Source organism: Azospirillum palustre, assembly GCF_002573965.1.
GTDB classification, from domain to species: Bacteria; Pseudomonadota; Alphaproteobacteria; order Azospirillales; family Azospirillaceae; genus Azospirillum; species Azospirillum palustre.
The window spans coordinates 232,334-252,867 of sequence record NZ_PDKW01000043.1; the positions used below are offsets into that span (position 1 = coordinate 232,334).

Here is a 20,534-nt window from a genome sequence, read left to right on the forward strand (position 1 = left end):
CCGCGCCGGCGCTATGGCGTTCCGAACCCGTCGGGATGAAAATCATGGGGGATCGGTCGCGCCGGTGGCGCGTTTCGCCATTCGGTGCTTGCGCGGCCACGCCAAGCCACCTTAGGCATGGCTTTGTATGGAAATGATCGGAGCGGACCGGGTATGGAAGCAAGCATGGATGGGCGGGAGCATGCGGCCAAGCTGCGCGCGCTCGCGCTGGGGGCGCTGGGTGTCGTCTATGGCGACATCGGCACCAGCCCGCTCTACACGCTGCGCGAATGCCTGACCGAGGGCGGCGGCTTCCCGCTGACGCCCGAAGTCATCCTGGGCGTGCTGTCGCTGATCTTCTGGGCGCTGATCATCACGGTGACGGTGAAGTACGTCATCTTCATCATGCGCGCCGACAACCAGGGCGAGGGCGGCATCCTGGCGCTGACCGCGCTGGCGTTGCGCGGCATGCGGCCGGGGCACCGGCGGACCGGGGTCGTCATGGCGATCGGCGTGATGGGCGCCTCGCTGTTCTACGGCGACAGCCTGATCACCCCCGCCATCTCGGTGCTGAGCGCGGTGGAGGGCCTGCATGTCGTCGCCCCCGCCCTGGACAGCTATGTCATCCCGATCACGCTGACCATCCTGGTCGGGCTGTTCGTATTGCAGCGATTCGGCACCGAGAAGGTCGGTAAACTGTTCGGGCCGGTGATGCTGGTGTGGTTCCTGACGCTGGCGGTGCTGGGTCTGGGGCAGATCATCCGCTATCCCGGCGTACTGGGCGCGGTGTGGCCCGGCCATGCGGTGGAGATGCTCTTCAACCATGGCTGGCACGGCTTCCTGCTGCTGGGGGCGGTGGTGCTGGCGGTGACGGGGGCGGAGGCGCTCTATGCCGACATGGGGCATTTCGGCCGCAAGCCGATCCGCGGCGCCTGGTACAGCATCGTGCTGCCGTCGCTGCTGCTGTGCTATTTCGGCCAGGGCGCCCTGCTGCTGCACGAGCCGGAAGCCATCGAGAACCCCTTCTTCCATCTGGCGCCCGACTGGGCGCAGGTGCCGCTGCTGCTGCTGGCCACCGCCGCCACCATCATCGCCGGGCAGGCGGTGATCTCCGGCGCCTATTCGGTGACCTTGCAGGCGATGCATCTGCGCTACCTGCCGCGGATGGAGGTGATGCACACCTCGGAGCACGAGAAGGGCCAGATCTACATGCCGCAGCTGACCTGGCTGCTGCTGGCCGGCGTCATCCTGCTGGTGCTGACCTTCCAGACCTCCAGCAACCTCGCCGCCGCCTACGGCATCGCGGTGACCGGCACGATGGTGGCGACCACGCTGCTGGCCTACAAGGTGGCGCGCTCGCTCGGCCGCTGGAAGCTGTGGCAGGCGGTGCTGGCGCTGGCGGTGTTCCTGACCGTCGACATGGCGCTGTTCCTCGCCAATCTGGTGAAGGTGGAGGAGGGCGGCTGGTTCCCGCTGGTGGTCGGTGCGGCGGTCTTCCTGCTGATGGCGACGTGGCGACGCGGCCGCGAGGTGGTGCGCAAGCGGCTGGCCGAGGATGCGCTGCCCTTCGACATGCTGCTGGAGCGGCTGAAGAGCGGGTCGGTGCAGCGGGTGCCGGGCACCGCGGTGTTCCTGACCGGCAACCCGCGCGGCCTGCCGCCGGGGCTGCTGCACAGCATGAAGCATTACAAGGTGCTGCATCAGCGCGTCGTCCTGCTGACCGTCGACATCGAGGATGTGCCGCATGTGCCGGACGAGCAGCGCTTCGAGCTGAAGGCGCTGTCGGCCGGGTTCTTCCGGCTGATCGTCCATTTCGGCTTCAAGGACGAACCGGACATCCCGGTGGCGCTGGAAAGCAGGCGCATTCCCGGACTGCCGTTCGAGCCGATGGAAACGACCTATTTCGTCAGCCGCGAGACGCTGATCCGCAGCCACGGCAAGTCCGGGCTGCCGCGCTGGCAGGAACCGCTGTTCATCTTCCTGTCGAAGCTGTCGTCCAGCGCGTCGGAGTATTTCTGCATCCCGCCCAACCGGGTGGTCGAGCTGGGCATGCAGCTGGAGATCTGATCCGGATCGCGGCCTTGCGGACCGGGACCGTGGAAACGAAAAGGTCCCGGCCTTGCGGACCGGGACCCTGGAACCTGTTCGGAAAGTCCACCACCGTCATTCGTCCGACTCGCAAAGGCGGGGTCCAGGTTTCCTCCTGCGCTAAAAGCGGGAATGGATGAAGTCCCACCTTCACAGAAATGACGAATGGACAGTGTCGAGTTTCTGGATGGAGTTTCCGATTAAGGGCCCAATGGATTCTGGTGATCCACCCGAAAGCAAGAGTTCACTCAGAAATTCGACAAAGAATGCATCCGTGGCATCCAGTCGGATAGCTGGGCGCTCTGCTATTTTCATCTCTGGTGGAAGAGGGGATGCCTTTTTTGATCGACATTTCCACCATTTGATACGCCGGAACGATTGGAGTGTTCGTCGTTTATATTCGAGACTATTTGTTAAGATTGAGCAAGATCCTGAATAAGAACTTCAATGCTTAAGTTGGAATGAGATGCTGTAGGTGTCGCGATAATATTGCATCCAATCGATCCGGGCCATGTAAAGGGTTGAGATGGATCGTCGCCCGATGTAGTCCAATTGGGAGCCGTATTTTCGCCGCCATTATTATCATAGGAAGTGTACCAGTATGGAGCGGTGCCGATGTCGGCGACCTGAAGCGGTACATGGATGCGAACTCCAAATCTTGCTTTTGTGTTTGGATTATACCATGTGCAATATATCTCATATGGCCCGTCTGCAACGGTAGAGAGGATCTCGGATGCAGACATTACTTGTGAGCCACTTTCTGCGATAAGCTCGGTTCCTGGCGATGTATTGAGAGAGCCGACTCCCGCTTCGAGGATCCATCCCCAGTAACCACGATAAAATGGTGTAGCGGAATAATTTAGGAACCTGATTTCCATATCCGGATCGCTCATGATGTCTCCTTAGGGCTTTGTGTTTCTGCAGAAAATAAATGATCGTTTTCAAAAGGGAATCTTGCTGATCAGCCATTCTCCAACCTGTTGAATCTCACTCCATAGAGTGTCGTCGCCGATTGCTGTAAATGCTGGTATATCATCATAGACAAGAATATCGCAGTTTTTGAATAATTGAGTAACAACTGTATCAAGATTAACATTTGCTGGTATTTGTAGTGTTTCTGGTAGGCCTGCCATTACAGCGTCCTGTCCATCTTCCATAGCCGTTACGAGCTGGCGAACTGCAGCCTCTTGGTTTGATCGGCCATCACCGACAAACGTATAAACCACATTTTGGACTCCCGAAGGGCGTGCAACCCAATTACCATTCTCAATTTTTATTAGGAGAGAGGGCATTTTGATCCTTTCTATAGATTGTTGTGGCGATATTCAGCATCGCTAGCACCGCCCCAGCCTATGCTGAGAAACAGATCTTAAGCTGAGATGTGGAGTGTGATTTATCGTCTGCACTGCTGACTGGGATAATAGTGACGATTGATTTCCATTCTCTATTATCTACGTTTGCAAATACGGCAAACAGGCAGACCGCTTTTCTCAAACGGGTACTGAGAAGCGTTTTCAGGCACGCATATCCTCTTATTGGTTGGCTTTTTTGATTCCCGCAATAATAGCTTTTTTGATTTATATATGCGCATTTAGGTTGTTTATGTTGTTTAGCGGTTGCGCTTTTTGTATGGCATTCCCGTTTTTTTGGCGCATCCTCCAGTTCTCAAAAACTGGATGGTCCAGATGCTCAGACTGTGGCCACTTCACATTCCCCTCGATGAAAACAGCCAGCGGGCGATCCACATTCAAATCTACGACGCGGTGGTGGCGGGCATTCGTTCGAGACGGCTGCCCGCCGGTAGTCCGCTGCCGGGTAGCCGAACCTTGGCGCAACTTTTGGATGTTAATCGTAAAACGGTGCAATTGGCATATGACGAACTGATCGCTGCCGGCTGGGTTACGGCGGAAGGCCGACGTGGCACCTTCGTTTCCCTGCGCCTTCCATCAGCGCAGCGTTCGACCGCGGAGACGGGCACCAAACGGCATCCGGAGCCCGTGCGATCTTCCCAGCCGGTTCCGAAGCCGCCGCCATCCACTATGATCGTCTTCGACGACGGCGCTCCGGACACCCGGCTGGTGCCAGTGTCGGCCCTGGCGCAAGCCTATCATGGGGCGCTGCGGCGGCTCAGCCGAAGCAACAGGCTGGCCGATGAGCACGCGTTGGGCAATCCGGAGCTCCGGCAATCGATTTCGGGCATGCTGAATTTCAACCGCGGCATGGCCACCATGCCAGAGCGCATCTGCCTGACCCGCGGTAGCCAGATGGCCATTTTCCTGGCGGCCCGCATCCTGACCGGACCGGGCAGGACGGCTGTGCTGGAGGAGCCGGGCTATGGGCAGGCCCGCACTGCGTTCCGTCGAGCCGGGGCGGATCTGGCGCTGGTTCCGGTGGACGGGGAAGGGATGCGGGTGGATATTCTGGAAGAGCTGTGTCAGACCCGTAAGGTCGCCTGCGTCTATGTCACACCGCACCATCAGTTTCCCACCACCGTGTCGCTGAGTCCCGAGCGGCGCCGATGGTTGCTCGAACTGTCGGAACGTTACGGCTTCACCATCGTTGAGGACGACTACGACCACGAGTTCCATTTTGCCAGCAAGCCGTTGCTGCCGCTGGCCAACCGGGCGCCGGATGCGCGGATCGTATACATCGGCTCATTCTCCAAACTGTTGTCGCCGCATGTGCGCAGCGGCTTTATCACGGGGCCGGCCGGATTCATCCGTGACGCCGCCTCGTGGGTGGCCCAGATCGACAGGTTGGGAGATCCGGTGAAGGAATTGGCGCTGTCCGAACTGATCAATTCCGGCACTGTGCAGCGCCATAACGACAAGGCCCGGCAGGTCTACGACCAGCGTCGGCAGGGCTTTGCCGACCTGTTGCGGCAGAATTTCGGGACTGGTGTGCGCTTTTCGGTGCCGGATGGCGGATTGGCCTATTGGGTGGAATTCGACGCGCCGGTTAACACGGCTGTTTTCATGGCGCGGGCAAGGGTGGCGGGGGTGCGCCTTCTGCCCGCCCGACAGTTCTGGACCGGCAGGCCCTCGGTAGGAGGGACACGGATCGGCTACGCGCATATGACCGGGGCGGAGGTTGCGGAACCGCTGCGCCGCCTCGGGCGGGTTCTGCGGCAGGCGGAATCCGCCGACAAGACCGGCGAAGGGGGATAGGCACTCCCGGGCCTGCCCCCTTCGCCGCCGTCAATGTCGGCCAGCGTCGGTCAGCGCCGGACCATCGGCGCCAGATCCTTGCGGATGCCGGCATCCAGGCGGGCGTTGAGGTCGTCCATCATCCGGCGGGTCATTTCCAGGAAGGTGGCCTCGCGGTCGGCCAGCGAGATGTTCTCCGCCACGGTGGTGGACTGGGTGACGGTGGAGCGGGTCACGCCGCGGAAGCCGCCATTGCCGGTGTCCGGCACCTCGCCGGCGATCTCCACCTCGATCCGGCCGTCATAGCGCTGGGCCTGGTCGTTGGTGAAATAGCCGGTGATGCCCTTCTTGGTGGGCAGCGCCACCTCGACGATGCTGGCGTCGCGGATGGTGACGCGCACGCGGCCTGTGCCGCCCGCCGTCTGCAAGCGCTCCGCCGCCCAGCGCCGCACCGCCTCGGCCGGCGGAACCGCGGAGCGGTTCTCCACATGCTTGGCCCCGACCGGACGGTAGGCGTCGACCACGTCGATGGTGCCGGCATTCAGAACGATGGGTCCGAAATTGGAGAAGTCGACCGGGCGCGGCGCCGGCCGCGGCGGCGTGCTCTGGCAGGCGGCGAGCAGGAGGGTGGCCATTCCGGCGGCGAGGGTGAAGCGGCGCGACAGCATGGGGGCTCCGGGTGAGGGAGGATGGGTGGACAAGTGCGGCGGCACTATAGCCGCCAAGGCGGAGGGGTGCATCCCGCCTATTCCGGTGACCGCTTTTGGGAGTGCTTCAACCGTCCGCGGCGTCTCGCGGCAGGTCGCCGAGCAGGATCGACAGGTCGCGGGCGCCATGAAGGATGCGAACGATCAGCGGCGGCCGGCGTTCGGAATTGTAGACGACGATATAGGGAAAACCGGTCAGGCTGACGAAGCGATAGGGCGGGTCGGCCAGTTCCGGGCGCTGTGCTCCGGCCAGGGGATGGGCGCCGATGCGGTGCGCGGCGCGGGCAACGGTATCGCGCAAGGCGCGGGCGGCAGCGGGATGGTCCTCGGCGATCCAGCGGATTGCCGCCAGCAGGTCGCGGCGGGCCGCCGGCGACAGGGCCGCGGCGGTCATTGGCTGCGGGAATCGCTGCCGGGGTCGATGGTCCGGTCGATCTCCGCCAGCATGTCGTCGATGCCGACGCTGCCGTCGCGGTCGGCTTCGGCCTCGGCCTGGAGGAGCATGGCGTTGAAATTTTGCCGCCGTTCCTCGGCATCCTGCAGCAACCGCAGGCCGGAGCGCACGACTTCGCTCACATTGTTGTAGCGCCCGCCCTCGACGCAGTCGCGGGCGAAGCGCTCCAGCTCCGGTGTGAGATGCACGTTAGTCGCCATCGCCGTCCTTCCCATCAAGGGTTCATGTCAAGGATTGACATAAACTATGGGCGAGGCCGGGAGGAAGCGCAAGCGGCCGGCGCCCGTGGGCACCGGCCGTCTTCGCAGTCCTTACGCGCCATAGACGCGGTCGAGATCCGCGTCGGTGAAGTGGTAGTCGGTCGAGCAGAACTGGCAGGTCACCTCGACCCGGCCGTCGTCGATCTTCAACTCCTGCACCTCTTCGCGGGGCAGGCTGCGCAGCATGGTCTCCACCCGCTCGCGCGAGCAGCGGCAGCCGAAGCGGAGCGCGTTGCCCTGATAGACCCGCACGCCGTCCTCGTGGAACAGGCGGTAGAGCAGGTCGGCGGCCGGCAGGTCGGTCGACAGCAGCTCGTCGCCTGACACGCTGGCCATCAGCGCCATGGCACGGTGCCAATCGTCCTCGTCGTCCGACGCGGTCAGCCCCTGTTCCTGCGGCAGGCGCTGGACCATGATGCCGCCGGTCCGCCAGGGGCCGAAGGAGCCGTCCGGCAGCGCCGCACGGTCGACCGAGACGGTCAGGCCGGTGTCGATCTGCTCCGACTGGCGGAAGTAATGCTGGACGCAGTCGGTCAGCGTCTTGCCGTACAGCTCGACGATGCCCTGGTAACGGTCGGTGTCGGGGCCCTGGTCCACCGTGAAGGCGATGTAGCCCTTGCCCAGCAGGGCGGCCGCCGGGGCGATGTCGACGTCCCGCTCGGCCTTGGCCAGCGCTTCCGGATCGAACTGGGCATAGGCGCGCACGTCGCCGACCGAGGTGACGTCGGCCACCATCAGGCTGATCGGCCCGTCGCCCTTGGTCTGGAGCGTGAAGATGCCCTCGTACTTCAGCATGCTGGCGAGCAGAACGGCCAGCGTCGCCGTCTCCGCCAGGAAGCGGGCGACGGTGGGCGGATAGTCGTGGCGGGTCAGGATCTCGTCGATTGCCGGCCCCAGCTTGACGATGCGGCCGCGCAGGCGCGACGCCTCGATCTGGAACGGCAGGACGAAATCATCGGTGAGCGGGCGGACGGACGGATCGTCCATGGGGCAGATTCCTTAAGACAGAGACCGGTTATGCAGGCGTAGGGCCGAAGATCGGGGTGCGGAAGGGTCGAATCAAGGCCGGTAGGGCACCCATGCGAATTTGGCCCTCTCCCGGGGTGGGAAGAGGGCCAATCGAGGCGTCGACTGCAGGGATCGGGCGGGGAGCGTCAGTCCAGAACGCCCATGCACCAGCCGAGGATGGCCTTCTGGGCGTGCAGGCGGTTTTCCGCCTCGTCCCAGACCACCGAATGACGGCCATCGATCACGCCGTCGGTCACTTCCTCGTTCCGGTGGGCCGGCAGGCAGTGCATGAACAGCGCCTCGGGGTGGGCGTGCGCCATCAGCGCCTCGTTCACCTGATAGGGGGCGAGGATCGCCGCGCGCTCGTCCACGTCGGTGTTGTGCATCGAGGCCCAGGCGTCGGTGATGACGCATTCGGCCCCGCGCACCGCCTCTTCCGGGCTGTCGGTGACGACCAGACGGCCGCTGCCCTCGCGCTCGGCCCAGGCCAGCAGCTCCGGCGACGGGCCGTAGACGGTCGGGCAGGCCAGACGCAGCTCGAAGCCGAAGCGTACGGCGGCATGCGCCCAGCTGACCGCGACGTTGTTGCAGTCGCCGATCCAGGCGATGGTCCGGCCGTTGATCGGACCGCGATGCTCCTCGAAGGTCATCAGGTCGGCCATGATCTGGCAGGGGTGGGTCTGGTCGGTCAGGCCGTTGATGATCGGAATGCTGGCGTGGGCCGCCAGCTCATGCACCCGCTCCTCGCCGGTGGTGCGGACCATCACCGCGTCGACGAAGCGCGACAGCACGCGGGCGGTGTCGCCGATGGTCTCGCCGCGGCCCAGCTGCATGTCATCGGGCTTCAGCACCACGACGTTGCCGCCGAACTGCTGCATGCCGACCTCGAACGACACGCGGGTGCGGGTCGAGGGCTTCTCGAAGATCAGGGCCAGCGAGCGGCCGGCCAGCAGGGTGGAATGGGCCAGCCGGTCCTTCTTCAGGTCGGCCTTGATGCGGACGGCATGGTCGAGCAGGCGGCGCAGGGTGGCGCCGTCCATGCGGTCGATGTCGAGGAAATGCCGAACCGTGCTGTTGGCGGTGTTGGTGTCGCCGTTCATCCCACGCACTCCTGCGCCGTCCGGTCGAGAATCCCGACGGCTTCGTTCACTTCGGCTTCGCCGATGTTCAGGGGCGGCAGCAGCCGCACCACATTGTCGCCGGCCGGAACCGACAGCAGGCCGTTGGCGCGCAGCTTCGCCACCACCTCGCCGACCGGCTGGCCCAGCTTGAGGCCAAGCATCAGGCCCTGGCCGCGCAGCTCCAGGAACATCGACGGATGCCTGGCGATCAGCTCTTCCAGGCGGCCCTGCATATAGCCGGCGGTCTTCTGCACATTGTCCAGGAAGCCCGGCGCCAGAACGACGTCCAGCACGGCGTTGCCGACGGCGGTCGCCAACGGGTTGCCGCCATAGGTCGAGCCGTGGGTGCCGGCGGTCATGCCGGATGCCGCACGCTCGGTCGCAAGGCAGGCGCCGAGCGGGAAGCCGCCGCCGATGCCCTTGGCGACGCACATCACGTCCGGCGTGATGCCGGCCCATTCATGGGCGAACAGCTTGCCGGTGCGGCCCATGCCGCACTGGATCTCGTCGAGGAACAGCAGCAGGCCATGCTCGTCGCACAGCGCACGCAGGCCGCGCAGGAACTCCACCGAGCCGGCACGAATGCCGCCCTCGCCCTGGATCGGCTCGACGCAGATGCCGCCGGTGGCGGGCGTGATCGCGGCGCGCACGGCGTCCAGATCGCCGAACGGCACCTGATCGAAGCCGTCCAGCAGCGGGTCGAAGCCGTGCACCAGCTTCTCCTGCTTGGCGGCCGAGATGGCGCCCAGCGTGCGGCCGTGGAAGGCCTGCTCGAAGGTGATGATGCGGTTCTTCTGCGGGTTGCCGCTGTCATAATGGTACTTGCGGACGGCCTTGGCGCCGCATTCCCACGCTTCTGCACCGGAGTTGGTGAAGAACACCGTGTCGGCGAAGGTCACCTCGGTCAGGCGCTTGCCCAGGCTCTCCTGCCCGGCGACCCGGAACAGGTTGGAGGTGTGCCACAGCTTCTGCGCCTGCTCGGTCAGCTTCTCAACCAGATAGGGATGCGCGTGACCCAGGGCGTTCACCGCGACGCCGGCGGCGAAGTCGAGGAATCGTCGCCCGTCGGTCGCGTAGAGATACGGACCTTCACCGCGCTCGAAAACAACATCGGCGCGGGCGTATGTGGGCATAACGACGGGGATCACGGCTTTGGTCTCCCAAAAAAGGAAAATCCGGCGGCCATGCCTGACCGCCGGGAACGGCAAATATCCGGGGATTGATGGGTTCTGTCAACGGACAGGGGTGAAAAAGCGCTGTTTTCGCAGCGTCTTCACGCCTTAAGCTTGTAGCCGGTCTTGAACATGCGCCAGGCGAGCCACCACAGGCCGGCATTCACGCCCAGCATCACCGCCACGCCCAGCCAGCGCGCCCCGTCGGACACCCCGATGAAGCCGTAGCGGAAGCCGTCGATCATGTAGAAGAACGGGTCGAAATGGGCGACCCACCAGAAGACCGGCGGCAGGGTATCGACCGAATAGAAGGTGCCGGACAGGAAGGACAGCGGCGTCACCACGAAGTTGGTCACCGCGGCGATGTTGTCGAACTTCTCAGACCAGACGCCGCCGACCAGACCCAGCAGCGCCAGCAGCATCGACGCCATCACCGCATGGAAGATGACGAAGCCCGGATGCGGCATGTGCATCGGGATCACCGCCCAGATGGCGAGACCGGTCACCAAACCGACCACGACGCCGCGGGTGACGCCGCCCAGCACGAAGCCGCTGACCAGCTCCATCGGCGACAGCGGCGGCATCAGGATGTCGACGATGTTGCCCTGGACCTTGGCGATCACCACGGAGGAGGAGGTGTTGGCGAAGGCGTTCTGCACCATCGCCATCATGATCAGGCCGGGAGCCAGGAACTCCAGGTAAGGCGTCGGGCCGACCATCCGCACCGCCGACCCCAGCGACAGGGCGAACACCGCGTAATAGAGCAGCGTCGTCACCACCGGCGCCCAGACGGTCTGCTGGTGCACCTTGATGAAGCGCCGCACCTCGCGTGCGTAGAGCGTCCACAGGCCGATCCAGTTGACGGAACCGACATTGCGCGGCATGGGAGGAAGGGGAAGGGTCATCGCGTCACGATCTGCCTTTAGGGAACCGGCACCCGCGGTTTCGGCCCCCTTGGGGGAGCCGGGTGAGGGCCGGAACTGTTTCGCCAGGAAAGGGCGCCGGGTAGGTCACGGACCGCCAGTAAGGCCACGGACTGTACGTGCGGCCCGCCCATCCGGCAACCGCCGCCGCCGAAGGGACTGCCATGAACACCGACGATAAGCGTTCCGTTCCCCCCGCCCGGTCGCCGGCGAGAAAGCCGCCGAAGCGCGTCACGCCGCAATATCTGGAGAACGCGGCGCTGTATTATCTGGAGCGCTTCGCCAGTTCGACATCCAACCTGCGCCGGGTGCTGATGCGCAAGGTCGACCTGTCGGCCAAGGCCCACGGCACCGACCGCGAGGAGGGCGCGCGCTGGATCGACGAACTGCTGGCCCGCTATGTCCGCAGCGGCCTGCTGAACGACGAGACCTATGCCCGGATGCGCACCGAAAGCCTGCACCGCCGTGGCGCCTCCACCCGGCTGATCGCCCAGAAGCTGGCCGGCAAGGGCATCGGCCGCGACGAGGCCGACAAGGCCCTGGACAGCCTGCGCGAGGATGTCGGGCCCGATCTGGATTTGACGGCGGCGCTGGCGCTGGCGAAGCGGCGCCGTCTGGGACCCTACCGGCGGCCGGACCAGCGCGCGGCGCAGCGGGAGAAGGACATGGCGGCGCTGGGACGGGCCGGATTCGGCTATGAGATCGCCCGACGGGTGGTGGATGCCGAGGATCCGGACGGGCTGCTGGAGGAGCAGGGCGCCAGCCGATGAAATGTTGAGGATGGAACGGCGTGGAACATCTTTCCGGAGATGTTCCATGGTTCACATCCCCAGAAATGACGGGCCCAGAAATGATGGGCCAAGAAATGGCAGGCCCTGAAACGACGAAACGCGCGGCACCCTTTCGGATGTCGCGCGCCGCTCTCTTACCGGGAGTCGGAATCGTCCTGTACGCGTCCTAAACTTCCTCAGCGGAGCGGCAAGCGCCCCGCGTCAGCACACCAAACGCGCCCCAGAATCTGGGAAGCGATCAGGCCGCAGCCTGCTGCTTCTCCTGCGCCTTGGAGATCCGGCGCTTGATGCGACGGGCATCCAGGCTCAGCACCGCGTCCTTCGCATCGAGCAGGAAGGCGTCGAGGCCACCCTTGTGCTCGATCGAGCGGATTGCGTTCACCGAGAGGCGCAGACGCACCAGCTGACCCAGGCTGTCGCTGAGCAGCGACGTTTCCTGGAGGTTCGGCTGGAAGCGGCGACGATTCTTGTTGTTGGCGTGGCTGACGTTGTTGCCAAACTGCGTGCCCTTGCCGGTCACGGAGCACCGACGTGCCATCGGACTGTTCCTTTATTTTAGCAAATGAAACCCGGTAACGGACGGCCCGCCGCCCGAAGGAGGCCGCTATATAGTCGAACAAAAGCGCCGTCGTCAAGCCTGTCGTCAAGCCGGGAACCGCGATGAAACCGTCAAAGCCCGAGTCGTCGCGGGATTGTGGAGAGTCGAAGCGCGGCGGCCTCTTCGATCCGACGAAGAGACGAGCCGCGCCAATCTTGTGCCGACGGGTGTCAGTTCACGGTCGGGGAGGTCTTCGACGCCGGCTTGGCGGCCAGCGGCTTGCCGGGGCGGCGCTGCGCCGGCTTGGCCACCGCCTTCGCCTCGGCGGCGATTGCCGCGGCGGGGGCGGCCGTCTCGGCCTTCACCGTTTCGACCAGTTCCTTCACCGGAACCTCGACCGAGTCGGCGGCCGGAGCGGCAACGGTGGCGGCGACCGGAGCGGTCTCGGCGGCCACGGCCGGAACCGGGGCGGGTGCGGGGGTGGGTGCAGCCTGCGGAGCCTCGACGGCCGGCGCCGGGGCGGCGACTTCGACCTTCGGGGCGGCAATCGCCGGGGCCGCCACCGGTGCCGGCTTCGGAGCCTCGGCCTTCGGGGCCGGGGCCGCGACGGGGGCCGCGACGGGGGCCACGGTGGGGGCCGCCACCGGAGCGGCCACCGGAGCAGCCTCTGCGACCGGAGCCGGCAGGGCGGCGATCTCGGCGGCGATCTTGGTGGAGACGTCCAGGAAGCCCTGCACGCTCTCGGTCACGCGGGCCTGGGTGGTGGACAGCCAGTCGCGCTGCAAGGCCGCCAGATCGGCGGGGTTGCGGGCCTTGCCCAGCCCGGCGGCCAGGCGGCTGGCGTCGTTGACCGAGGCGGTGACGCCGTCGAACCAGCGGCGGTAGCCGTCCTGCACCAGCGTGGCGACGCGGGCGGACTTGGCGGCGGTGCTTTGGGCGTTGGTCTTGAACAGGGTCAGGACGTTGGCGGGGGTCGGCTGAGCGGTCATGGCGTTGTCTCCCGTAGAGCAAGGCATATTGGCGGAAACGGAAAGGCCGCTCCGGCGTAACCCCAGGAGACCGCGGGCACCCCGGCCCAAGCAACGGAGGCTTGATCGACAAAGTCGAATCGGCGCACGTCGCCCCTTTCCCGCCCGGTGCAGAATAGCCCTACGGTTGGTGCGGTGCAACGAATTTGTTGCGGTGCAACATAAGCTGAACGGTTTATGCCCGGTTGGATCAGAGGGTTTCCGTCCGGTCGAGGAAGCGCCCGAGCAGGGTGTGGGCCGCGGCCGCCGGGATGGTGGTTCCGGCGGTCACCTCCGCCTCTAGGCGCGCCAGATCGGCCCGCACCGCCGGATGGGCGCGGAAACGGTCGATCAGCGTCTCGCGGATTTCGCTCCACAGCCAGGCGCGGGCCTGCTCCGCCCGGCGGGTGGCGCGGGCGCCGTTGGCCTCGGTCAGCGCCTTGTGTTCGCCGATGGTGTCCCAGATCGTGTCGATGCCGATCTTCTTGAAGGCGGAGCAGCTGAGCACCGGCACCCGCCAGTCGCCATGGCGCAGCAGCGTCAGCGCATGGCGGTAGTCGGCGACGGTGTGGCGGGCGGTGGCGGCGAGGTCGCCGTCGGCCTTGTTGACGACGACGAGGTCGGCCAGCTCGACGATGCCCTTCTTGATGCCCTGCAACTCGTCGCCGCCGGCCGGCAGCAGCAGCAGCATGAACAGGTCGACCATGTCGGCGACCGCGGTCTCCGACTGGCCGACGCCGACCGTTTCCACCACGATCACGTCGAAGCCGGCGGCCTCGCAGACCAGCATCGCCTCGCGTGTGCGGCGCGCCACGCCGCCCAGAGTCGCACCGGCGGGGGAGGGGCGGATGAAGGCGTCGGGATCGCGCGACAGGTCGACCATCCGGGTCTTGTCGCCCAGGATCGAGCCGCCGGTGCGCTGCGACGACGGATCGACCGCCAGCACCGCGACCTTGTGCCCCAGCCCGATGACATGCAGCCCGAACGCCTCGATGAAGGTCGATTTGCCGACCCCCGGCACGCCGGAGATGCCGAGTCGCACCGAGTTGCCGGTATGGGGCAGCAGCGCCTCCAGCAGTGCTTCGGCGGTGACGCGATGGTCGGCGCGCGTCGATTCGATCAGCGTGATCGCCCGCGCCAGCGCCCGCCGGTCGCCAGAGCGGACGGCTTCGGCGAGGCGGGCGGCGTCTTGCGGGGCGGTGTCGGTCATGGCGGCGGCATCGGTCTGTGCGAAGGGAGCGGTACCCTACTCGAGGGAGCAGTCCGGGATAAAGCCCTTGGCGCGGTGGCAGGTCGTCCTGGACGCTGTGGTTTCGGTGGGCGGGCCTTCCACGGATTTCACGGATTTAGACACGGATTTCACGGATTTTTTTGAACTTGGCGGCGCTTCGGCCCTTCACGAAGGAGTGCTGCCTTGGGTCGCGACATCCGTGAAATCCGTGTCCCAATCCGTGAAATCCGTGGAAATCTTGTCCGCACCTCCCGCGCCCAAGGAATCGCACGGCACCCTATGTCCGCACCGCCGGCGACTCCACCGCCTCCAGGTTCAGCGCGGCGGCGAGCAGGGCGCGGGTGTACTCCTCGCGCGGCTCCTCGAAGATGCGCTGGGTCGGCCCCTGTTCGACCACCTTGCCGTCCTTCATCACCATGACGTGGCTGGACAGCGCCCGCACCACCCGCAGATCGTGGCTGATGAACAGGTAGGCGAGGTTGTGGCGGGCCTGGATGTCGCGCAGCAGGTCGACGATCTGCGCCTGCACCGACATGTCGAGCGCCGAGGTCGGCTCGTCCAACACGACGAATTTCGGCTTCAGCACCAGGGCGCGGGCGATGGCGATGCGCTGGCGCTGGCCGCCGGAGAACTCGTGCGGGTAGCGGTTGCGCGCCTCGGGCGGCAGGCCGACCTCCTCCAGCGCGCGGGCGACCATCGCCTCGCGTTCCTTGGCGTCGCCGATGCCATGGATGCCCAGCCCTTCGCCGATGATCTGGCCGACCGACAGGCGGGGCGACAGGCTGCCATAGGGATCCTGGAAAACGATCTGCATCTCGCGCCGCAGGCCGCGCAGGCGCTTCGGCTGCCAGCCCTGGATGTCGGTGCCGTCGAAGCGGATGGCGCCCTCGCTGGCGTGCAGCCGCAGGAGGGCGAGGCCAAGCGTCGTCTTGCCCGATCCCGATTCGCCGACGACGCCGACGGTGTGGCCGCGGCGGACCGCGACATCGACGCCGTCCACCGCCTTGATATGGCCGACGGTGCGGCGCAGCAGGCCCTTCTTGATCGGGAAATGGACCTTGAGCCGGTCGGCGGCCATCACCTCCGCCGCATCCTCGGGCGGCGACAGCGGGTTGCCGCGCGGCTCTGCCGACAGCAGCTTCTTGGTGTAGGCGTGGCGCGGGCGGATGAACAGGTCATCGACCTTGGCCTGCTCGACGATCTCGCCCTGGTTCATCACGCAGACGCGGTCCGCCATCTTGCGCACCACGCCGAGATCGTGGGTGATCAGCAGCAGCGCCATGCCGAAGCGGCTTTGCAGATCCTTCAGCAGCGCCAGGATCTGCGCCTGGATGGTGACGTCGAGCGCCGTGGTCGGCTCGTCGGCGATCAGCAGGTCGGGCTCGTTGGCGAGCGCCATGGCGATCATCACGCGCTGGCGCTGGCCGCCCGACAGCTCGTGCGGGTAGGCGGTCAGCCGCTTTTCCGGGTCGGGCAGGCCGACGAGGCGCAGCAGCTCCAGCGTGCGGGCGCGGGCGGCGCCGGCCGACAGGCGCTTGTGCAGGAACAGGGTCTCGTTGATCTGCCGCTCGATGCTGTGCAGCGGGTTCAGCGAGGTCATCGGCTCCTGGAAGATCATGGCGATGCGGTTGCCGCGCACCTGCCGCAGGGTCCGCTCTTCGGCGCCGAGAAGCTCGGTGTCGCGGAAGCGGATCGAGCCGGCGGGGTGGTGGGCCATCGGGTAGGGCAGCAGTTGCAGGATCGACAGCGCCGTCACCGACTTGCCGGATCCCGATTCGCCGACCAGCGCCAGCGTCTCGCCCTTCTGGATGTCGAAGGACACGCCCTTGACGGCCTGGGTCGCACCGGCACCCGAGCGGAAATCGACGCGCAGGCCCCGCACGGACAGCAGGTCGGGGTTGGGGGGCATCAGGCTCATGTCGGGCTCTTGAGGGTCGTCATGGTCATTCCGCCGCCTCCTTGCGCGCCGCCGTCGCCGCCGCGGCTTCGCCGGGCAGCGCGGTGGACATCTGGGCGATGGTCTTGCGCGGGTCGAAGGCGTCGCGCACCGCCTCGCCGATGAAGATCAGCAGGCTCAGCATGATCGCCAGCACGAAGAAGGCGGTCAGGCCGAGCCAGGGCGCCTGGAGGTTGGCCTTGCCCTGGGCAAGCAGCTCGCCCAGCGACGGCGAGCCCGGCGGCAGGCCGAAGCCGAGGAAATCCAGCGCGGTCAGGGTGGTGATCGAGCCGTTGAGGATGAAGGGCATGAAGGTCAGCGTCGCCACCATGGCGTTGGGCAGCACATGGCGCACCATGATCGTCACGTCGCCGGCGCCCAGCGCCTTGGCCGCACGCACGTAATCGAGGTTGCGTGCCCGCAGAAATTCCGCCCGCACCACATGGACCAGCGAGGTCCAGGAGAACAGCAGCAGCAGGCCGAGCAGCCACCAGAAGGTCGGCGTCACCACGCTGGCCAGGATGATCAGCAGGAACAGGGTGGGCAGCCCCTGCCAGATCTCGATGAAGCGCTGGAACAGCAGGTCGGTCAGCCCGCCGAAATAGCCCTGGACCGCACCGGCCGCGACGCCGATGACCGAGGAGAAGACGGTCAGCACCAGACCGAACAGCACCGAGATGCGGAAGCCGTAGATCAGCCGCGCCACCACGTCGCGTCCCTGGTCGTCGGTGCCGAGCCAGTTGTCGGCCGACGGCGGGGCGGGGGCCGGGACCGGCAGGTTGTAGTTGATGGTGCGGTAGCTGTAGGGGATCGGCGGCCAGACCATCCAGCCCTTGGCGGCGATCAGGTCGCGGACATACGGGTCGCGGTAATCGGTCTCCGTCTCGAACTCGCCGCCGAAAGTCGTCTCCGGGTAGGTCTGGAAGACCGGCCAGTAATAGTGGTTCTCGTATTCGATCAGCAGCGGCTTGTCGTTGGCGATGAACTCCGCCCCCAGCGAAACGGTGAACAGCACCAGGAAGATCCAGAAGGACCAGAAGCCGCGGCGGTTCGCCTTGAAATTGGCCAGCCGGCGCCGGGTCAGCGGAGTCATCACACCCTCCGCGAGTCGAAGTCGATGCGGGGATCGACCATCACATAGGTGATGTCGCCGACCAGATTCATGATCAGCCCCAGCAGCGTGAAGAAATAGAGGGTGCCGAACATCACCGGATAGTCGCGGTTGATCGCCGCCTCGAAGCCCAGCAGCCCCAGCCCGTCGAGCGAGAAGATCACCTCGATCAGCATGGCGCCGGTGAACAGGATGCCGATGAAGGCACCGGGAAAGCCGGCGATGACGATCAGCATGGCGTTGCGGAAGACATGGCCGTACAGCACGCGGTTCTCCGTCAGGCCCTTGGCCCGCGCCGTGGTGACGTACTGCTTGCCGATCTCCTCCATGAAGGAGTTCTTGGTCAGCATGGTCAGGCCGGCGAAGCCGCCGATCACCATGGAGACCACCGGCAGCGCCATGTGCCAGAAGTAATCGAGCACCTGTTTGTACCAGGGCAGGCTGGCCCAATTGTCCGAGACCAGACCGCGCAGGGGGAACCAGTCGAAATAGCGGCCGCCGGCGAACACCACGATCAGCAGCACCGCGAACAGGAAGCTGGGGATGGCGTAGCCGACGATGACGACGCCCGAGGTCCAGACGTCGAAGGGCTGGCCGTCGCGCACCGCCTTGGCGATGCCCAAGGGGATGGAGACCAGATAGACGATCAGTGTTGTCCAGATGCCAAGCGAGATCGACACCGGCATCTTTTCCAGCACCAGATCGACGACGCGGCGGTCGCGGAAGTAGCTGGTCCCGAAATCGAACACGATGTAGTTCGACATCATGTGGATGAAGCGTTCGTGCAGCGGCTTGTCGAAGCCGAACTCCTTCTCCAGCTGCTTGATGAAGGCAGGATCCAGCCCCTGGGCGCCGCGGTACTTGCCGCCGCTGTCGCCGCCGGTCTGGTTCTGGCGCTGGGCGGCGTTGGCGTCGCCGCCGGCACTGCCGCCGATGCGCGAGGTCGCCTCCACCGCGGTGCCCTGGACGCGGGCGATCATCTGCTCGATCGGGCCGCCGGGGGCGATCTGCACGATCAGGAAATTGATCACCATGATCCCGAACAGGGTGGGGATGATCAGCAACAGGCGGCGGATGATGTAGGCCAGCATCGCGGGTGTCCCGACCCTCCCCAATCTTCAAGGATATGGCAGCTTAGACCAGACGAGCGTTCAGGGTCCCGTGCGGCGTGGGCTGTTGGCGAGCTTGGCGTTCTTGTCCGCGTCGATCCACCAGCTGTCCGGGAAGCCCAGGCCGTACTTTGGGGCAACCGTGGGATGGGAGAAACGGTTCCAATAGGCCACGCGGTACACCGTGTCGTGCCAATGCGGGATGACGTACCAGTTCCACAGCAGCACGCGGTCGAGCGCCCGGGTGGCGGCGATCAGCGCCTCGCGGTCGGGGGCGGCGATCAGCGTCTCCACCAGCTTGTCGATGGCCGGATTCTTGATGCCGATCGAGTTGCGGCTGCCGGGTTGGTCGGCACGCGAGGATTCCCAGTAATCGCGCTGCTCGTTGCCGGGCGACAACGACTGCGGGAAGCGCTCGATGATCATATCGTAATCGAAATTATCGGTGCGGTTCTGATACTGCGCGCTGTCGACCACGCGGATTTGCGCCTCGATGCCGGCGCGCTCCAGATTGCGGACGAAGGGCTGGACGATGCGTTCCATGTCGGCCTGGACCAGCAGGAACTCGAAGCGGAAGGGCTGGCCCTGCGCATTCACCAGCTTGCCGTTCTTCAACTCCCACCCTGCGTCCTTCAGCAGGCCGAGTGCCGTGCGCAGGTTGCCGCGGATGTTGCCGCTGGCGTCGGTCTTCGGCGGCTCGTAGGGCTTGGTGAAGACCTCGTCCGGGATCTGGCCGCGGAACGGCTCCAGCAGCTTCAACTCCTCGGGCGAGGGCAGGCCGGTGGAGGCCAGTTCGGTGTTGGCGAAATAGCTCCTGGTGCGCTGGTACAGGCCATAGGACAGGTTGGCCCGCGTCCATTCATAGTCGAACAGGTAATTCAGCGCCTCGCGCACGCGGCGGTCCTGGAAGACCGGGCGGCGGATGTTGAAGACGAAGGCCTGCATGCCCTGCGGGTCTTCGTGCTTGATTTCCTCCTTGACGATCTGGCCGTTCTGCACTGCCGGGACATTGTAGCCGGTGGTCCAGTTCTTCGACGAGTTCTCCAGCCGGAAATCATAGGCGCCGGCCTTGAACGCCTCGAAGGCGACGTCGAGGTCGCGGTAATAGTCGTAGCGGATGCGGTCGAAATTGTAGCGGCCGCGGTTGATCGGCAGATCCTTCGCCCACCAGTCCTTGACCCGCTCATAGGTGATGGCGCGGCCGGCCTGCACGTCCACCACCTTGTAGGGGCCGCTGCCGATCAGCGGATCGAGGGTGGTGGTGGCGAAATCGCGGTTGGCGAAGGCATGCTTGGGCAGCACCGGCAACTGGCCCATGATGACTGGAAGCTCGGGATTATTGCCATCCCGGAACGAGAATTTGACCGTGCGCTCGCCGGTCTTCTCCGCCTTCGTCACGTCGGCGTAATAGGTGCGGTAGAGCGGGTGGCCCTTTTCCTTGAGCGTGTCGAAGCTCCAGATCACGTCGTCCGCCGTGACCGGCTGGCCGTCGTGGAAGCGGGCCTCCGGCCGCAGGGTGAAGGCGACCCAGTTGCGGTCCGGCGCGACCTCGATGCTTTCGGCCAGCAAGCCGTATTCGGTGATCGCCTCGTCGCCGTTGCTGGTGGTCAGGGTCTGGAACACCAGCCCGGCCCCGGCGGCGGCCTGCCCGCGCAGGATGAAGGGGTTCAGGTTGTCGAAGCCGCCGAAGGCCATCAGCTTGACCTCGCCGCCCTTCGGGGCGTCGGGATTGGCATAGTCGAGATGCTGGAAATCCGGCCCGTATTTCGGCTTGCCGTGCAGGGCCAGGGCGTGGCTGCCCCCCGTCTTGCCCTGGTCCTGAGCCGAGGCAGGGGACGCCGGCAGAAGTGCTGCCGCCATCATCACCGCTGCCGCCGCCATACCGGTGCCCAGCCACCGCATCCGACCCGTCATGCCCGATCCCCTCCCTCGCTTGTTTTCCCGAAAAGCGTT

At 65.4% G+C, this 20,534-nt stretch carries 19 protein-coding genes; 3 read left to right on the forward strand and 16 right to left on the reverse strand.

All coding sequences use genetic code 11. The annotated features are described in order from the left end of the window. The first annotated feature begins 153 nt into the window (after positions 1-153). A complete protein-coding gene (locus CRT60_RS23465; protein WP_098738991.1) occupies positions 154-2,046 on the forward strand; it encodes a potassium transporter Kup in 1,893 nt (630 codons plus the stop codon). A gap of 434 nt (positions 2,047-2,480) precedes the next feature. On the opposite strand, the gene CRT60_RS35830 is transcribed toward CRT60_RS23465, so the two are convergent. Together CRT60_RS35830 and CRT60_RS35835 are read right to left on the reverse strand one after the other, a co-directional pair. After that, positions 2,481-2,960 (reverse strand): hypothetical protein, encoded by a 480-nt coding sequence (locus CRT60_RS35830; RefSeq protein ID WP_143273368.1) that lies wholly within the window; start codon positions 2,958-2,960, stop codon positions 2,481-2,483. 48 nt (positions 2,961-3,008) lie between these two features. Next, positions 3,009-3,359, reverse strand: a complete 351-nt coding sequence (locus CRT60_RS35835; protein WP_143273370.1) for a hypothetical protein — start codon at positions 3,357-3,359, stop codon at positions 3,009-3,011. A gap of 393 nt (positions 3,360-3,752) precedes the next feature. Between CRT60_RS35835 and pdxR the strand changes: the two genes are divergently transcribed. Continuing rightward, positions 3,753-5,234 (forward strand): MocR-like pyridoxine biosynthesis transcription factor PdxR, encoded by a 1,482-nt coding sequence (pdxR, locus tag CRT60_RS23470; protein ID WP_161958119.1) that lies wholly within the window; start codon positions 3,753-3,755, stop codon positions 5,232-5,234. 50 nt (positions 5,235-5,284) lie between these two features. On the opposite strand, the gene CRT60_RS23475 is transcribed toward pdxR, so the two are convergent. The 7 genes from CRT60_RS23475 to CRT60_RS23505 form a co-directional block, all read right to left on the reverse strand. Further along, complete coding sequence (locus CRT60_RS23475) at positions 5,285-5,881, reverse strand: hypothetical protein (protein ID WP_098738993.1); 597 nt, start codon at positions 5,879-5,881, stop codon at positions 5,285-5,287. A gap of 106 nt (positions 5,882-5,987) precedes the next feature. After that, complete coding sequence (locus CRT60_RS23480; RefSeq protein ID WP_098738994.1) at positions 5,988-6,314, reverse strand: type II toxin-antitoxin system RelE/ParE family toxin; 327 nt, start codon at positions 6,312-6,314, stop codon at positions 5,988-5,990. Next, positions 6,311-6,574, reverse strand: a complete 264-nt coding sequence (locus CRT60_RS23485; protein ID WP_098738995.1) for a type II toxin-antitoxin system ParD family antitoxin — start codon at positions 6,572-6,574, stop codon at positions 6,311-6,313. Before CRT60_RS23485 ends, CRT60_RS23480 begins: the two co-directional genes overlap by 4 nt. 111 nt (positions 6,575-6,685) lie before the next feature. Further along, the gene (locus CRT60_RS23490; protein ID WP_098738996.1) at positions 6,686-7,621 is read right to left on the reverse strand and encodes an Hsp33 family molecular chaperone; all 936 of its coding nucleotides are present in this window, start codon (positions 7,619-7,621) and stop codon (positions 6,686-6,688) included. A 167-nt stretch (positions 7,622-7,788) separates the two neighbouring features. After that, positions 7,789-8,742 carry an ornithine carbamoyltransferase gene (argF, locus tag CRT60_RS23495; RefSeq protein WP_098738997.1) on the reverse strand — a complete coding sequence of 318 codons (954 nt, stop codon included), beginning with the start codon at positions 8,740-8,742 and terminating at the stop codon, positions 7,789-7,791. Next, positions 8,739-9,911, reverse strand: a complete 1,173-nt coding sequence (locus tag CRT60_RS23500; protein ID WP_098738998.1) for an aspartate aminotransferase family protein — start codon at positions 9,909-9,911, stop codon at positions 8,739-8,741. Before CRT60_RS23500 ends, argF begins: the two co-directional genes overlap by 4 nt. A gap of 125 nt (positions 9,912-10,036) precedes the next feature. Beyond that, complete coding sequence (locus CRT60_RS23505) at positions 10,037-10,840, reverse strand: ABC transporter permease (protein ID WP_098738999.1); 804 nt, start codon at positions 10,838-10,840, stop codon at positions 10,037-10,039. Positions 10,841-11,022: 182 nt separating this feature from the next. Here CRT60_RS23505 and CRT60_RS23510 point away from each other — a divergent pair, with 182 nt between their 5' ends. After that, on the forward strand, positions 11,023-11,628 hold the full coding sequence (locus CRT60_RS23510; protein WP_098739000.1) for a regulatory protein RecX: 606 nt from the start codon (positions 11,023-11,025) through the stop codon (positions 11,626-11,628). A gap of 259 nt (positions 11,629-11,887) precedes the next feature. Here the strand turns inward: CRT60_RS23510 and rpmB are convergent, their stop codons facing one another. The 7 genes from rpmB to CRT60_RS23545 all read right to left on the reverse strand — a co-directional run bounded on the left by rpmB (position 11,888) and on the right by CRT60_RS23545 (position 20,495). Next, the gene (gene rpmB / locus CRT60_RS23515) at positions 11,888-12,187 is read right to left on the reverse strand and encodes a 50S ribosomal protein L28 (RefSeq protein WP_012973047.1); all 300 of its coding nucleotides are present in this window, start codon (positions 12,185-12,187) and stop codon (positions 11,888-11,890) included. 230 nt (positions 12,188-12,417) lie between these two features. Continuing rightward, positions 12,418-13,176 carry a hypothetical protein gene (locus CRT60_RS23520; protein ID WP_098739001.1) on the reverse strand — a complete coding sequence of 253 codons (759 nt, stop codon included), beginning with the start codon at positions 13,174-13,176 and terminating at the stop codon, positions 12,418-12,420. A 229-nt stretch (positions 13,177-13,405) separates the two neighbouring features. Then, a complete protein-coding gene (gene meaB / locus CRT60_RS23525; RefSeq protein ID WP_098739002.1) occupies positions 13,406-14,404 on the reverse strand; it encodes a methylmalonyl Co-A mutase-associated GTPase MeaB in 999 nt (332 codons plus the stop codon). A gap of 298 nt (positions 14,405-14,702) precedes the next feature. After that, positions 14,703-16,343 carry an ABC transporter ATP-binding protein gene (locus tag CRT60_RS23530; RefSeq protein WP_098739003.1) on the reverse strand — a complete coding sequence of 547 codons (1,641 nt, stop codon included), beginning with the start codon at positions 16,341-16,343 and terminating at the stop codon, positions 14,703-14,705. Between the two features lie 25 nt (positions 16,344-16,368). Next, a complete protein-coding gene (locus CRT60_RS23535; protein WP_098739004.1) occupies positions 16,369-17,454 on the reverse strand; it encodes an ABC transporter permease in 1,086 nt (361 codons plus the stop codon). Continuing rightward, positions 17,454-18,563, reverse strand: coding sequence for a microcin C ABC transporter permease YejB (locus tag CRT60_RS23540; protein ID WP_098739005.1), 1,110 nt, complete (start codon positions 18,561-18,563; stop codon positions 17,454-17,456). Before CRT60_RS23540 ends, CRT60_RS23535 begins: the two co-directional genes overlap by 1 nt. 60 nt (positions 18,564-18,623) lie before the next feature. After that, complete coding sequence (locus CRT60_RS23545) at positions 18,624-20,495, reverse strand: extracellular solute-binding protein (protein WP_098739006.1); 1,872 nt, start codon at positions 20,493-20,495, stop codon at positions 18,624-18,626. Positions 20,496-20,534 lie beyond the last annotated feature (39 nt).